Here is a 14,648-nt window from a genome sequence, read left to right as displayed (position 1 = left end):
TGATCTTGAGTGATACCAATAAAATGTAAAGTATAGATTGCAAAGAATGATTAAACATTCTCTGTAACAAGACAGGTACGAACGGGTGCTTTAGTTTGTTCCACAATCGGGCGCGTTTGTGGAAGATTACAACTATAAAATGATCAAGCACTTTTATAAAAATGTAGAATACTTACAAATAATGAACCCCCAAAATGACCAATTTTGTGACGGGGGCTAAACTATAATCCAAACTCGGAGATAAAGTTAAGATGAACGGATTAAAGAATCGATAAGTAAACAATAAGTTATTATTCAATTAAAGAGCCGTTTGTTGAAAAGGAATAAAAGTAGTGTAAAATAATCAAAACACTGAAGGCATTCGCTATCCGATAGGAGAATTAATTAAAAACCAACTATTATTGGAGGAATTATTAATGAATGAACTGAATGCTTTATTTCGTAAAAGAATCGGTATTCCAGAAAACGAGAGTATTCCATTTGAAGCGTTGGATAACGTTCTTGAAAAAACAGCAAAAAGCATCCCTTTTGAAAATTTATGTATTATTGAAAATAAAACAAATGATATCACTAAAGAAAACTTAATCAATAAAATACTAGTCAAAAAAGAAGGTGGTCTTTGTTATGAATTAAATTCGATTTTCTATTTCTTCTTAATCGAAAATGGTTTTAACTCAGTCCTAGCACGCGGAGTTATTTACGAAAATGCTATTCAAGAGTTTCTAATACTTGGAAGAACTCATGTAACTATTCTTATAACTCACCAGAAACAAACATACTTAATAGATACAGGCTTTGGAGGGAATTTGCCATTAAAACCTGTTCCTTTAACCGGGGAAACCATAACCTCTAATAATGGTGATTTTCGGATTAGAAAATTGGAAAGTGAACATGGAGACTATGTTCTTGAAATGAAATTGAAACATAAGGATACAGATTGGAAAATAGGATATGCCTTCGATTCCAAGAAACCTATAATCGATGTATCGGAATTTAATGATATCCAAACTATCATCGCCGAACACCAAGAATCTCCATTTAACAAAAAACCTTTAATCACACGACTTACAACTAGAGGAAGTTTAACATTAACAAATAATTCATTTACACAGTGGATTGATGGAATAGTTACAAAAGAGAAAATTGACAACGCGAGGTTCAAAGAGCTATTGAAACAGCATTTTGGGGTATAAAACACTCAATAAAAAAGAAAATGATCACAAAAATTCATAGCGATTGCTTAATTTCATTTTGTTTATTGATAAAGTCTGCAAATGCTAGGCTTTATTTTTTTAGTTGGGAAATTTTTTATTGTAACAAATATTTCTATCTCAAAAACCATGTTAAAGCTACACATTTTTGATCTAAATAACGGAAAGTAAGGAGGTCGGTATTTAAACCAAAGCTTTTTGATATGTTCCGTGTAATCATGTCAGACAACTTTCAGTTAATTTAAATATCTAAAATCAGGCTTGATTGTGTAGGTGTAAGTCCATATCGGTTCATCCCTTAGGCATATAGTGTTATGGATGTTGTTAGCAAAACAAAGCTTTATCATAGAAAAGGAGAGGTACTATGAATTGTAATTGCGGCGGCCAATACGAATATTGTAATTGTGGTGAACAATACCAACCTGAATATAGACAATCCGGTGGCTTTGGTGGATTTTACCGTCCATGTCCTCCCGGATGGATTGATCGGGGGCATTATTGCTGTCGTATGACTTGTATACCTAAGAGACCAAGACCAACTTGGGGTACTGGTATGGGCGGAATGAGTCCTGGCATGGGTGGAATGAGCCCTGGTATGGGCGGAATGAGTCCTGGTATGGGTGGAATGAGCCCTGGTACGGGCGGAGTGAGTCCTGGTATGGGCGGAGTGAGTCCTGGTATGGGTGGTATAAGTCCTCATATGGGTGGTCCGCGTCCAGAAGAGGAGATCTATTTCGAGGATGATTACTATTATTGATCTCTTTGCACTGATAAAATAAATAAAAAGTCGACTCCTCAACTTAGGAGGATCGGCTTTTTTAATTTCTAAATAGAAATTATGTATCATAAATTATACGATTAGTTAAAGCGATGCCTTTTCATAGAAATTTACCATAATTTAAAATATTATATGATGGGTTGGATCGATATAATGAATTGATTTACCCCATATTGTATATTATCGCAAGACGAGTTTAGGAGAATATTTTGTAGCTGATTTTAGATGTTCAGATTACAAGAAAATATGAATTGTTTACTCCTTATATTTTAGTAAATTAAATTAAAGTTTTAAAAGTAGAAAAACCAAGTTCATTGGAAGGTACATATATTATTTAACAATAACCATAAAATAGTTTTTACCATTTCTATTTTATGGTTATAAACAATATTCTTCCAAAGGTGATTACATTGTATGGAGTACGATTTAGAAATAAACTTTGGGCCTTGTCGTTAGAAATCGAGTGAAGCCCAATGACTTAGTTAGAGTTGACTTGCGTTTTTTGCAAGATTACTCTAACTTAGCCTACTTGGCTTTGCCGATTTCTTTCCCCGAACGCCTGCCCTTCTCACTTTCATAAGCGAAATTGTTACAATGAGGAGAACGAAGGAAGGAGATAACCCACCAGACACCCCGGCGTCTAAAAACAGACCGCAAGGGATGTAGACGCCTAACGGCAAAGGGCTCGATGCCCTAAAGCCGTTATAATAAAGCAACTAATTTTAAAGCTGCTAAAAAGCAGGTTTAGAATTAGAAAGCGAACTGTATTAAGGCGAAGCCGAATACAGTCGGGTTTATGGGGGTTCAATGCCCCTATAAACCCGTCTTCCTTGCCTTTGACCTTAAGGTTTTCGGCTCGTTCGGTATGGCGGCTTGCCGTAAATGGAACAGGAACCTACGGTATGTAGGCGTTAGCCGTACAGACCGTGGTTATCGGGCCATTTAATACCGAAGCGACACGTACAGAGTGACAGAAAGCGTCCTTTGCTTTCTGATCAATCTGTAGTGCTGCCGCCCAAATATGTTTATATCTGGCATAAAAAAAGGCACTTGATCGGAAAAACTGTCTTTTCCTCCCCCGGCATTTCCATTTAGTCATACAGGTTGAAACAATTATAAGAGTCATATTAAATATCTTTAAAATAAAAAATACCCTGGCTTTGAATCCCCAGAGTATTTTACAATCCTAATTTAATTTTTTATTTAACGGCTTCTTTTAATTCTTTTCCCGGTTTAAAAGCCGGAACTTTAGAAGCTGCAATCTCAATTTCTTCACCGGTTTGTGGATTACGACCTTTACGTGCTGAACGTTCACGTACTTCAAACGTACCAAATCCAACTAATTGAATTTTTTCTTCTTGAGCAAGTGTGTTTGAAATGGTATCAAATAACGCATCAACTGCTTTTGTTGCATCTTTCTGTGTCAGTTCAGCTCGTTTTGCCACAGCTTTTACTAAATCTGTTTTATTCATTCTTATACACCTCTATTTTTAAAATTGATCTATAGAAACTACCAATATAGCATATAGTAGAATCGTATTCTGTTTCAATCAATACCCTATGAAGAGGTCCGAACTTTTATCCACAAATTCCAACAGATAATCCCTCACCTAACAAAACAAGGGTGTTTTTAGAGTAGGTCTAAAGGCTACCTTCGGTGGCATGTAAGAACCATTCGAAGTAAAAATCATCTTCTCATGAACCTTACATGTACATAAAAACCTTGGAAACTCTAGAGGCTATTTTCCGTTCATGAAAACATGTTAGACTCTTTCCTTTGCCCTTCAGGATTCAAATGGATTTACTTGATCGTCATTAATAATTTATCACGTTGTTAATCTAAGTGTTTGGTCTTTGGCACCTTTTATATACTGATTGATTGGATAACTGATTAAACAAATAGGATAGGTAAGAGCTCAGTTCAAATTGATCATTACAAACAAAATTGGATATAGTTAATTTACTTTCTTTAGACATCTATTTTTACCCTCCCTGCTAACCTCGTTATATATATTCTTTCCAAACTATTATTCTTTTATACATACAAATTAGCAAGACACCTCTTCTGAGAATAAAATTACTCATTAACTAAAATTTAATCTTTAACATGTTTTGACCGTGCATGTTTCTTGCAATTAATTGATGTATGTTTATTAACCTTTTCGAATTACTAATCAAAGAGAAACTCTATAGGTTCTATTATTTATACATAAATTATGAAGCAGAACTTACTATACTAACGAGTCGCTTAAATAAGCAAAGCCCTCTCTAAACAGTAGCGCTGATAATTATTTTTTGTCCTCGACTTTGTCCTCGGATTGGTTATCAACTATTTTAGGTTATTTAAATTAGAACTCGAAAATAGTGATTTATAGCGGTTTTTTGTTACAGGCTTTCTTATATTATTTATGAAAATGAATGGGTGGCATGATGTTATAAGATACGGTTAAAACTCTCTTGTTATTATATTGTGATTAATCAGATCAGTAAATTGGGTTTCAATACAGCCTATTATATCCTCTTTTTCCAAACAGAATTATTACAATACGATTTACTTTTCTAACTTGACGGGGTAAGGCTAAAAAATTTAGTCCATAAAAAAAAACCCTAAAGATATAGGGATAAATTAGGTGATAACAATTTTGACCACAGACCACAGTATGACCACACACTTAAGTTTTTTAAGTAAACGCAAGTAGTCTAAAAGCAAAGAAAGGTTTGGGTAGTATGCACTTAAATCAATTAAATAAAGTAAAATAACAATAGTTTAAACAAGTACTCAATACAAGTCATGTAGAGTGCTAAGAAATTAATGGTAATTTTTTATTGGATATGGGTTTTGGTACTTGATACGGAACTAACGGGCAGTTATCTTCAATTTTACGATGTGGAAAAGTGAGGAGAGCCTAAAGGAGGAAACGGGAGGATTATCGATGTTTTATGATTACAAGGTGAAGCTAGCATGTCGCCGGTTGTGGGAATGAAAAATGTACATCCATAAGGTTGCTTTTTATTTTAACAAAAAAATGTGGGTCTTTAAGCTTTCCCATATTACCAGTATGTTAAGTTAAACGAACTTTAGGTCACCGACAGCCGTCCGATTCGTTCAGTCTAACGTAGCTGATCAACCATTTTTTTGCCCGTACGAACAGCGAAAGACCGACATCCGAAAAGGAGGTCGCTCTTTCGCTGTTCGTACATGGTCCTGGAATCTGCCTTAACTGACTTTTACCCAACTCGTTGAAACAAGGGATATTATCGCCTTGCTCCGAGTGCAGACGGGTTGATGATAAGGTCAATAATCCGGGTTGTCCTTCTTGAACATGATTATTTATTAAATTGTTGGGACAAGATTAAAGATTTTATAGCGTTCGTAGTTGTTGGTCTATATCATCAGGGGGGGCCTACTGTATATAAGTATCGGGAGGTTGCTAAGCATGACAGACATTCTGTTCCATAAAATTTACTCTTAGTTTACGTTTTAAAAATACAATTTTTGGGAATTCTATGTTATGTGTTGTAACAGAAAGATGTAATTTAAGGAGTTGTACGAATGAAAGTCTGTTTAGTAAATATGCCTTTCGGAAATCTATATCATCCTTCTATTGGGATTTCGCTGCTACAGTCTGGCTTAAACAAAGCAGGCATTGAATGTGATACTTACAACCTAAACCTACTATTTGGATCAATAATTAGTCCTGAAAAATATAACTTTTTACTTGAGAGTATCTCAACAGGAGGAATTAAACTTGCTGGGGAATGGATTTTTTCATCTTCTTTGTTCAACGTAGATAATGTTGATGAATACAATAAGTACCTAAAGTCCAAAATTAATCATTCAAGATTAGATTTTGGCAATATTATGAATGAAATCTTGTCAATTAGAGAGCAGGTAGAGCCTTTTATAGATAAATGTTTAAGTATCGTTCCATGGGATAACTACGACATCATTGGTTTTACAACAGTATTTGAACAAAATGTATCGTCATTGAGTTTGGCAAAACGAATAAAAGATCAATTTCCTAATAAGTTCATTATTTTTGGTGGTGCAAATTGCGAAGGAGAAATGGGTATAGGGTTATTAAAAAACTTTCTTTTCATCGATGCTGTTTGTGTGGGTGAAGGGGATCATTCTTTTATTGAGCTTGTTAAAAATATGAATTGCTATCCCAAATCTGTCCCCAAAATTAAAGGTATTGTATACCAAGATTGTTATAACAACGTAGTAAAGCATATAGAAAATATAAGTCAATCCAACATAGTTCAGGATATGGATAGCCTTCCATATCCTAATTATGATGATTATTTTGCTCAATTTGTTCACTATGGTATCGCTAATAGCAATATTGAACCAAGAATATTATTTGAATCTTCTAGAGGATGTTGGTGGGGAGCAAAATCACATTGTGTCTTCTGTGGATTAAACGGTCTTAATATGAATTATCGTAGTAAATCAGGAACAAGAGCTTTGGATGAATTAGTTTATCTAAAGGAAAAATATTCACTCTATACTAATAAGGTATCAGCAGTTGATAACATTATTGACATGAAATATTTCAAAGAGTTTTTACCAACAATACGCGATCTACAACTTGACCTCGATATGTTTTATGAAACTAAAGCTAATTTGACACAGGAACAGGTTAAACTTTTTAAAGACGCGGGTTTTAAATATATTCAACCAGGTATCGAGAGCTTAATAACCGATGTATTGCAATTAATGAAAAAAGGGGTGAGCATGCTTCAAAATATACAATTATTAAAATGGTCGAAGGAATATAATGTGACTCCCCTGTGGAATTTTTTATATGGTTTTCCTGGCGAAAATCCTGAGGGTTATCTTGAATGCATACCGATAATAAAAACTCTAACCCACTTAAAACCACCGATGATTTGTTCGCCAGTCCGATTAGTCCGATTTAGTCCCTACTTTAACAATCCATCTAATTACGGAATTTCCAACATAAAGCCTTTCGAAAGTTACCAATACGTATATCTGGAGCAGAACAATTCTGATTTAATGAATATCGCCTATTACTTTGATTTTAGTTATGATTCCAGCTACGACATTTATATAAATGACTTAAAAAAGGAAATTGAATCGTGGAAGAATTCACACGATTCAAGTGAGTTTTTCACGGTATCAAAAGATAAACATCTTATTGTTGTAGATCTTCGACCCTTTCAACAAAAGAAACGAATCTATACAATAAGTGGATCAAAAAAAATTATATATGAATATTGTCAGAGTATTCGTAAGTTTAGCTCCATTTTGCAACTTTGTAACTCGTACAATATTTCTTCAGATGAGGTAGTTGAGGTATTAGATTATTTCTTAAAAAGTAACACGATGTTAAAAGAAGGTGATAGGTACCTTAGTTTGGCAATCCCATTGGGAGAATACTCGCCTGGAATAAAGGGGCTACAGTCTCTTTTAAATCAAATCGTATAAAAACGACAAAAGAAGGTGTATGAAAAGTGAAAAGAAAAGTTGAAATTAAGCTTACCTCAGATGATTTTTATATAACACCGAGAGGAGAAGTTGTAATTAATAACTCAAAACTAAAAGAGATCCTTGAAGCATATAAACACTTACCTGAATCGGACAAAAATCAATTATTGGCGGCTATCTGGCAGGATATTATTTGATTAGCAAAATTGTAGACGCTATTGAAAACGAAGCTCACCGAATATCGATGGGCTTTCAGATTTTTTGCATATAACTGCAACTTATCGTCCCGATGGTTTTGCTCGGTGTTATGACCAAATTATAAAAGATGAGAAATAAGACCATTTCTCATCTTTCGAATGTTTAAATAAGGATAGGTTCAACCGATTCATTTACAATAGTTGTATATACAGTTTCCCCGTCAATAAATATTTGCACTTCATCATGTTTCTTATCCTCTATATCAATTTTAGATAACCATGGGGTAAGAATTGTAGGGCACATTTCGCCGCTTCTTGTATATTCAATAAATACCTGGGCATAACCTGGGTCTTGAAAATAATGAATATTTCCGCCAGGATATTTATCAACTATCTTTGCGGAGTCACACGATCTAGGAAGATTCCCCGTAACCAAAACAGTTATGATGCCACTTTTACGAAAAGCAATGGCCGCAGTAATTTGCATTATCAAACTCTCCCCTCATTGAACGATAATAGGTATTGATACAGAGATGTTTCCATATCTACACTTTAAGTTATAAACATCTTCGTCATGATTTACCGGAAATGTTGCTTCTTTCTCAATTAAAGCTTGAGGTGTAAGTTGAAATTGACGGAGATCATCAGTACACCATTTAGGGTCAACACTTCCTTGACCGGCCCACTGATCATGACCATCTGAATTGGATATTGAGAAATATAAGTTATTATCGCAAGTGCTTGATCCCCTATAGGTATATGGATCATTACCTTTATTTATAATTTTACCCTTAGCTTGTATCGTTTCTCCTTGACTGTAAATATTCTTATCTGTTAATAACTGCAACTCAATTTGTCCCATTTTACAAGTTGTTTCCAATGACATAAGTCCTCACTCCTCTTAATGAACTTTGACATTTATTTTAAGCATTTTTTCTTTCATTATCCTGTTAAGTTTTCCCTGCTGACTGTTTGGAGTTATTTAAGTAAGCTTAGGAGAGAACAAGAAGAGTATAAGAGGAAGGAATTACACAAATTATTAATAGGAAGTAATCCGCAAAATTATTATCTACTTATTTGGTACACAATAGTTTAGTAAAGGAGAGCGTTAAGCTAAACCAGCTAATAGTTTGTCAACATTTTTAAATAAATATATTAATTACATCATGTTATACTAAAAATACTCATGCCAAATACCTTCCTCTCTGGTGTAATTGGAAGGTTTTGTTGTATTTAGTTGGATATAGTTTTTAAGCTATATCTTGGAAAGTGGTTCTGCTTTTTAGTAAGGCATAAATCCAATGTAAGAGCTTATTAACACATGCAATGACTGCGACTCTGAAGGGTTTTCCTTCTTCACGTTTCTTATCATAAAACTCTCTTAGTCTTTTATTGCGTGCTATGATCTCATCAGTCGTTTTCTTCTTACGGGAATCACAAATACCACTTTGAATAGCCATATACAGGGCATGACGAAGCCTACAAGAGCCTCGTTTGGTAATTCGGTTTACTGACGCAGTAAACTTACCAGAAGAATACACACTTGGATCGACTCCAGTGAATGTAACGAGCTTTTTGGCATCATTAAACCGATCTATCTCTCCAATCTCGGAAATAATCGTGGCAGCGATTTTCTCTCAGATTCCAGGGATAGACTGGAGTATATGGTATTCTTCAATTTCTTTAGCGAGGGCATCTATTTCATTTGCGATCGTAGATAGATGCTCTTGATATTGAAGAACGATCTTGACTAATAACTCAAGATTAAAAATATTACTCTGGTACAGTTTTGAAACGGGTTACGAAGGGCTGCTTCCCTTAACTTTTTAGCCTTTTCGTTTGCCCATGCATCTGAACCACTTATACATAGCGAAGCTATTTTCTCTGTTATTTCTTTTTTACTCGCACTTAGCACTGCTTCTGAAGTAGGAAATGCTAATAATGTAAGCAATGAGACCTTTAAATATAAGCTTCCAAAAACTCCTTTATATTCAGGAAATACCTGATCCAAAAGGGTATGTAGCTGTATTTTAGTCTGTGCTGATACTTCGGTAATACTTTCTTGTTGTCTTGTTAGATTACGAAGGTTTAATAGTTGAATTCCTCTTTTTTTATAAGGCTCTAACTCTTCTTTATAAAACAGCTCGAAAAAGTGATAAGCATCAACCACATCTGTTTTTACCTTTCGTAAACTCGAACTTTTGGCTCGATGTGAGATAAGAGGATTGACAACAATATAAACATAATTTTTCTCCTCAAGAAATTGAATGACAGGAAAATGGTAGTGTCCTGTTAATTCTAAAATGACCGAAGGTTGATAACCACCAGCTGAACTCTCTACTTCATGAAGAAACTCTAATAAACTACCTAAACCATCAGTATTGTGTTTGATACTAAAGCTCTTGCGATATGGTTTGCCTTTATCTAAAAATGCTTGAACTTGACTTTCACCTTTTGAAACATCCAGACCAATGACCGGATTCATAATCAAATCTCCTCCTCTGTAAAACAACAATTGTCGGTATCCCCTAAGGCTCCTTGTAATGTCATAGGTTCGCTTGTTAAACGGGATCCTTGTCCCAACCAGCCTGAAACATGCTTATACAAGTAGGGGGTGAACAGTTTAGCTGACGGGATCGAGTCCCACGGGTGCGACGTTCTACCCCGACTACCGTAATCATATGACCATATATAAAAAGGTCAACCAGAAAAATCTGGCTAACCTTATATTACGAACGGGTGCTTTAACAAAATAATAAATAAAATAAAAGAGCCGGAAATATGCAAGCTTTTATGCACTTCTTGTATATTCTGGCTCTTTTTGCATTTTGATCAGCATTGAGATAATGTGTATTAAAATACCGATTATAATTTAATAAATTATAAGTCTTCTCGTTAGGTATATCGACTTTTTTCCTGTTCCATATATCTAGAAGCAGTTGCTCGGGACCAATATTTCGTACCACCAATCAACAAATCAGGTTGAGGAATTTTTCCTCGTTCATAATATAAATTCACCTTTTGCCTGTCATACCTTAAGCCTTGATCTGTTAAAAATTGTGCGAATTGAGTTAAATTCAGATAATCAGAGCCATCTTTAATGATCACAAAAGACGGATTTTGAATTAAAAACGTATCCTTCTGAAAAAAATGTGTGATTAATTCAAGAGCCCATTCCAACCAATCATTATCTAAATCTTTATATAGAGATGCTAAATCAAAATGAGCGTTCTCCGGATTTTCAAAAAACAACGCTAATTTTAAAAACGTACACTCCACTGAATCTAAAGATATATCTTCACCGACTACTAGCCTACTTCCAGTCATCTCCAACACTTTTTCTTCTAAACTCGGAAACTTTTCAATGATACGCTTGGTTGTATTTTTCATTTAATCTCCTCCTGTATACACTGTATACAAATTATAATATAATTATGTATATATTGTATACAGTTATAAGTAAAAATAGGGAGATTGCTTTCTCTCTCTGGTTCAGATGTATCCCTTTTCTTTCATACTGTAATACCCTTCCTCAACATTTACAATGACGTGATCCAGTACCTCAATCCTGAGAATCTTACCGCATTCTACTAATCTTTTGGTTACTTCTATATCCTCTCTGCTTGGATATGTATCCTCACTTGGATGTTGGTTGAAGGATTGCGGACTTAAACACTTCTCTTGGAATAACTAAGCTGACATTTAATCCCCTAACATGGCAACGGTGAACGGCAACTACTCTATTTTTGGTGTTCAGACACATCACGAAAAATACCTCTCTGTCCTCATCGCCAATAAACTCTGCTGCAATTTTTGCAGCATCTTCCGGTGAACGAACAATAAACTTCTCGTCCCCTTCTACCTCTTTGATTACCTGTTTGATTCTTAAAATTTCATAAATTGTTTTCATCTTTTCCTCTCTCCTTTCTTTGTTCGGGAGAGACTGAACAATTCGCGCAAACAGTGAGAAGGGTTCGCTAACGAAGAAGCGAACTTGCCAGAGAGGGGTAGACAAAGTCCCTGCTTTTTGGGCTTTGTCGTTAGAAATCGAGTGAAGCCCAATGACTTAGTTATAGTTAGCTTGCGTTTTTGGCAAGGTTACTCTAACTTAGCCTACTTGGCTTTACCGATTTCTTTCCTCGAACGCCTGCCCTTCTCACTGTCATAAGCGAACTTGTTACAATGAGGAGAACGAAGGAAGGGGATAACCCACCCCACCCCCGGCGGCTAAAAACAGACCGCAAGGGATGTAGCCACCTAACGGCAATGGGCTCGATGCCCTGAAGCCGTTATAATAAAGCAAATAATTCTAAACCTGCTAAAAGCAAGTTTAGAATTAGAAGCGAACTGTATTAAGGCGAAGCTGTATACAGTCGGGTTTATGGGGGTTCAATGCCCCTATAGACCCGTCTTCTCTGCTTTTGACCTTAAAGGTTTTCGGCTCGTTCGGTATGGCGGCTTACCGCAAATGGAACAGGAACCTACGGAATGTAGGCTTTAGCCGTACAGACCGTGGTTATCGGGCCATTTAATACCGAAGCGACACGTACAGAATGACAGAAAGCTTCAGAAAAGACTTATCGGAATATTGGAAATGGGACCCTATAATTTTAAAAGGCAATGATACATATACCTAGAGCCATTTAATTAAAGAACGAAAAGAACTGTAGAAAATGGTTACTACAGTTCTCAATAAATGTCCAAGGATAATAAAGTTTGTACAAAAACAGACAAGAATCTTCAAGTTATATAACATATTAATGCTCATTAAAGAAAGGAATCTTTTATTTTTAAAAAGAAATCTCTTTACAACGTGTCTGAAATCATTAATTTATCCACTGTACAATATCCTTCATATCTTTTCTTCCCCTAGGGAATTCAGGCTCGTTTGCTCGGTATCCAAATGCGACCATAGCCGAAACAGCTAAGTGACCATCCTCTAGTAGGTTTTCTTCCTGAAGGAGTTTTTGGACCTTATCACGATAGAATCCTTCTATTGGACAAGAGTCAATTCCAAGTAATGCTGCTACAGTCATCATATTGGCAAGGGGAATATAGGTTGACTTTCCAGCCCAATCCAACATTGTACGTTCGTTTACTAGGAGATTTTGTTGTTCTACTTGGAATTCTCTATAAATGTCTTTCAGTTGATCATACATTTCAGCTGGATATCCCATAACATTAAGTGCTTGGTTTTTTACGTATTCTGAGTCATACTTTGTATCTTTGATTGTTCTTGCAAGAATGATGACGAAATGGCTCGCAGTTGGTAGATGACCTTGTGCTCCTGGAGAAATTTCTTTTAGCCTTTCTCTGAGTTCCTGATTTTGGACAATGAGGAATTTCCAAGGCTCATAGCCAGATGAGCTAGGTGAAAGCCGGGCTGCTTCTAAGATTACATTAAAGTCATCCTCTGAGATCTTTTTTGTTGGATCAAAGACTTTTATAGCACGTCTAAAGTTAAACGCATCAAGAATTTCTTGTCTTTTTATTACTCTGTTTGTCATATTCAAACACTTCCTTCTTAGTAGTTTTTATGTAAGCTAGCCTTTTTAACATTCCACCTAAAGAAAAACAAGCATCGGGTTAGCTAGCTGCTAATGCTAATGCTTAATTGCAACAAAACAATAAACTCTTTAAAAGCATAAACTAGCATTTTTATCAGTGATTGTTCATAGAACTAATTTAGGAAAGGCTATGTGCAAATCAATCTGCAAATGGTTTTCTTCCTTTCGGTTTGCCACACTAACGCCGTAGTTAGCCGTAGTTCTAGGGTCATTTGTCGTAACAGCATTCCATTCTGCTCGCCCATGACTTCAATATCTTGTAACAAGTAAATTTGATTTCATTAAATCCTTCATTCAAACTGACAACAATTCCCTTGCTAATAATCGATAGACATCTAGGCGTTTTTCTTGTGAATGGGGAATACTGACAATCATTGCTTCATCAAATCCATATTGTTCTTGTTCTTTTTGTAACAGCTTCGCAATTTCCTTCGCATCTCCCACTAAATGGATTTTACGGTTTTCTTGAATGATCATGTGATCCATTTCCGTCAATGGATAATCACGTGCCTCTTCCGGTGTCAAAAGTGGTGCGATTCTTCCCCTCATAAACAGTAAACGCCAAATATCTTGAGGCTTTGCTTCGAATTCAGCTTCTTCTTTTGTTTCAGCTGTTGTCACCATATAGGAAACATTGATTTCTGGTTTTTCCATAAAAGCAGAAGGTTGAAAGTTCTTTTTATAGGCATCCAAAATTTGCTTATTCATTTCCCCATTGAAAAATTGTGCAAATGAATAACCAATCCCCCTGATTCCTGCCTGAATCGCACTATTACCAGTCGAGCCCAACAGCCAAGCTTCCGGCAATTTGACTCGGGATGGCGTAGCGATTGTTTGATTATATAAAGGATCTTCAGGTATTTCGTCGTTGATCAATTGCAATGCCATATCAAGTTTTTCATACATATTGTTCACTAATGGCTGACGTCCTTCGGATAAGGCGTAGATGGAACGCTGATCCCCGCCCGGAGCTCGACCCACTCCAAAGTCAATCCTGCCAGGTGAAAATGCACTTAATGTTTTAAACACTTCAGCTAGTTTTAATGGGGAATAATGCATCATCATCACGCCCCCGGTGCCGATTCGAATATTTCTCGTTTTAGCAGCCAAATGAGCTGCCGTTACTTCAGGAGATGAACTAGCAAAGTCATTTGTTCCGTGATGTTCTGCCATCCACATTCGATGATAGCCTAATTTATCGCCTAAAATAGCCAATTCTTCCGCCTTTTTTAAAGCATCTACTGCATTGTTTCCCTTCGTAATAGGGGCTTGATCTAAAATACTTAATCTCATTTTTTATATCCTTCCAATCTTCTTATTCAATCATAATTCGATACCTATGTACCTAAAGATCTATTCACCACATTTGAGATGAGGTAAATGATTTGTCGAAAGTCATTAGTATACAAATCATTTTTTAAAAAAGCTGAGCTATCATAGATT

At 35.7% G+C, this 14,648-nt stretch carries 12 protein-coding genes and 1 pseudogene; 4 read left to right on the top strand and 9 right to left on the bottom strand.

The genetic code is table 11. The features are described from left to right. The first annotated feature begins 416 nt into the window (after positions 1 to 416). The gene (locus R4Z10_RS21535) at positions 417 to 1,193 is read left to right on the top strand and encodes an arylamine N-acetyltransferase (RefSeq protein ID WP_338473327.1); all 777 of its coding nucleotides are present in this window, start codon (positions 417 to 419) and stop codon (positions 1,191 to 1,193) included. A 382-nt stretch (positions 1,194 to 1,575) separates the two neighbouring features. Continuing rightward, a complete protein-coding gene (locus R4Z10_RS21530) occupies positions 1,576 to 1,968 on the top strand; it encodes a hypothetical protein (RefSeq protein WP_338473326.1) in 393 nt (130 codons plus the stop codon). 1,220 nt (positions 1,969 to 3,188) lie between these two features. On the opposite strand, the gene R4Z10_RS21525 is transcribed toward R4Z10_RS21530, so the two are convergent. Next, on the bottom strand, positions 3,189 to 3,461 hold the full coding sequence (locus tag R4Z10_RS21525; protein ID WP_338473325.1) for an HU family DNA-binding protein: 273 nt from the start codon (positions 3,459 to 3,461) through the stop codon (positions 3,189 to 3,191). A 2,081-nt stretch (positions 3,462 to 5,542) separates the two neighbouring features. Between R4Z10_RS21525 and R4Z10_RS21520 the strand changes: the two genes are divergently transcribed. Next, entirely contained in the window at positions 5,543 to 7,441 is a 1,899-nt protein-coding gene (locus R4Z10_RS21520) for a RiPP maturation radical SAM C-methyltransferase (protein WP_338473324.1), read from the top strand. A 26-nt stretch (positions 7,442 to 7,467) separates the two neighbouring features. After that, the gene (locus tag R4Z10_RS21515; RefSeq protein ID WP_338473323.1) at positions 7,468 to 7,638 is read left to right on the top strand and encodes a hypothetical protein; all 171 of its coding nucleotides are present in this window, start codon (positions 7,468 to 7,470) and stop codon (positions 7,636 to 7,638) included. A gap of 163 nt (positions 7,639 to 7,801) precedes the next feature. Here the strand turns inward: R4Z10_RS21515 and R4Z10_RS21510 are convergent, their stop codons facing one another. The 8 genes and pseudogenes from R4Z10_RS21510 to R4Z10_RS21475 form a co-directional block, all read right to left on the bottom strand. Then, positions 7,802 to 8,125: a hypothetical protein gene (locus R4Z10_RS21510; RefSeq protein ID WP_338473322.1), complete on the bottom strand. Its 324-nt coding sequence runs from the start codon at positions 8,123 to 8,125 to the stop codon at positions 7,802 to 7,804. 15 nt (positions 8,126 to 8,140) lie between these two features. Then, positions 8,141 to 8,524, bottom strand: coding sequence for a hypothetical protein (locus R4Z10_RS21505; RefSeq protein ID WP_338473321.1), 384 nt, complete (start codon positions 8,522 to 8,524; stop codon positions 8,141 to 8,143). 364 nt (positions 8,525 to 8,888) lie between these two features. After that, positions 8,889 to 10,123 (bottom strand): annotated as a pseudogene (locus R4Z10_RS21500) (IS110 family transposase). Positions 10,124 to 10,533: 410 nt separating this feature from the next. Further along, the gene (locus R4Z10_RS21495) at positions 10,534 to 11,028 is read right to left on the bottom strand and encodes a hypothetical protein (protein WP_338473320.1); all 495 of its coding nucleotides are present in this window, start codon (positions 11,026 to 11,028) and stop codon (positions 10,534 to 10,536) included. 102 nt (positions 11,029 to 11,130) lie between these two features. After that, positions 11,131 to 11,250, bottom strand: a complete 120-nt coding sequence (locus R4Z10_RS21490; protein WP_338473405.1) for a JAB domain-containing protein — start codon at positions 11,248 to 11,250, stop codon at positions 11,131 to 11,133. Positions 11,251 to 11,275: 25 nt separating this feature from the next. Then, entirely contained in the window at positions 11,276 to 11,548 is a 273-nt protein-coding gene (locus R4Z10_RS21485; protein ID WP_338473319.1) for a JAB domain-containing protein, read from the bottom strand. Positions 11,549 to 12,464: 916 nt separating this feature from the next. After that, positions 12,465 to 13,145, bottom strand: coding sequence for an NAD(P)H-dependent oxidoreductase (locus tag R4Z10_RS21480; RefSeq protein ID WP_338473318.1), 681 nt, complete (start codon positions 13,143 to 13,145; stop codon positions 12,465 to 12,467). Positions 13,146 to 13,499: 354 nt separating this feature from the next. Next, complete coding sequence (locus R4Z10_RS21475) at positions 13,500 to 14,498, bottom strand: LLM class flavin-dependent oxidoreductase (protein WP_338473317.1); 999 nt, start codon at positions 14,496 to 14,498, stop codon at positions 13,500 to 13,502. Positions 14,499 to 14,648 lie beyond the last annotated feature (150 nt).

The organism is Niallia sp. XMNu-256, from assembly GCF_036670015.1.
GTDB lineage: Bacteria > Bacillota > Bacilli > Bacillales > Cytobacillaceae > Bacillus_BD.
The sequence above is the reverse complement of the archived record's forward strand: the minus strand, read 5'-3'. Positions and strand labels throughout refer to the sequence as shown.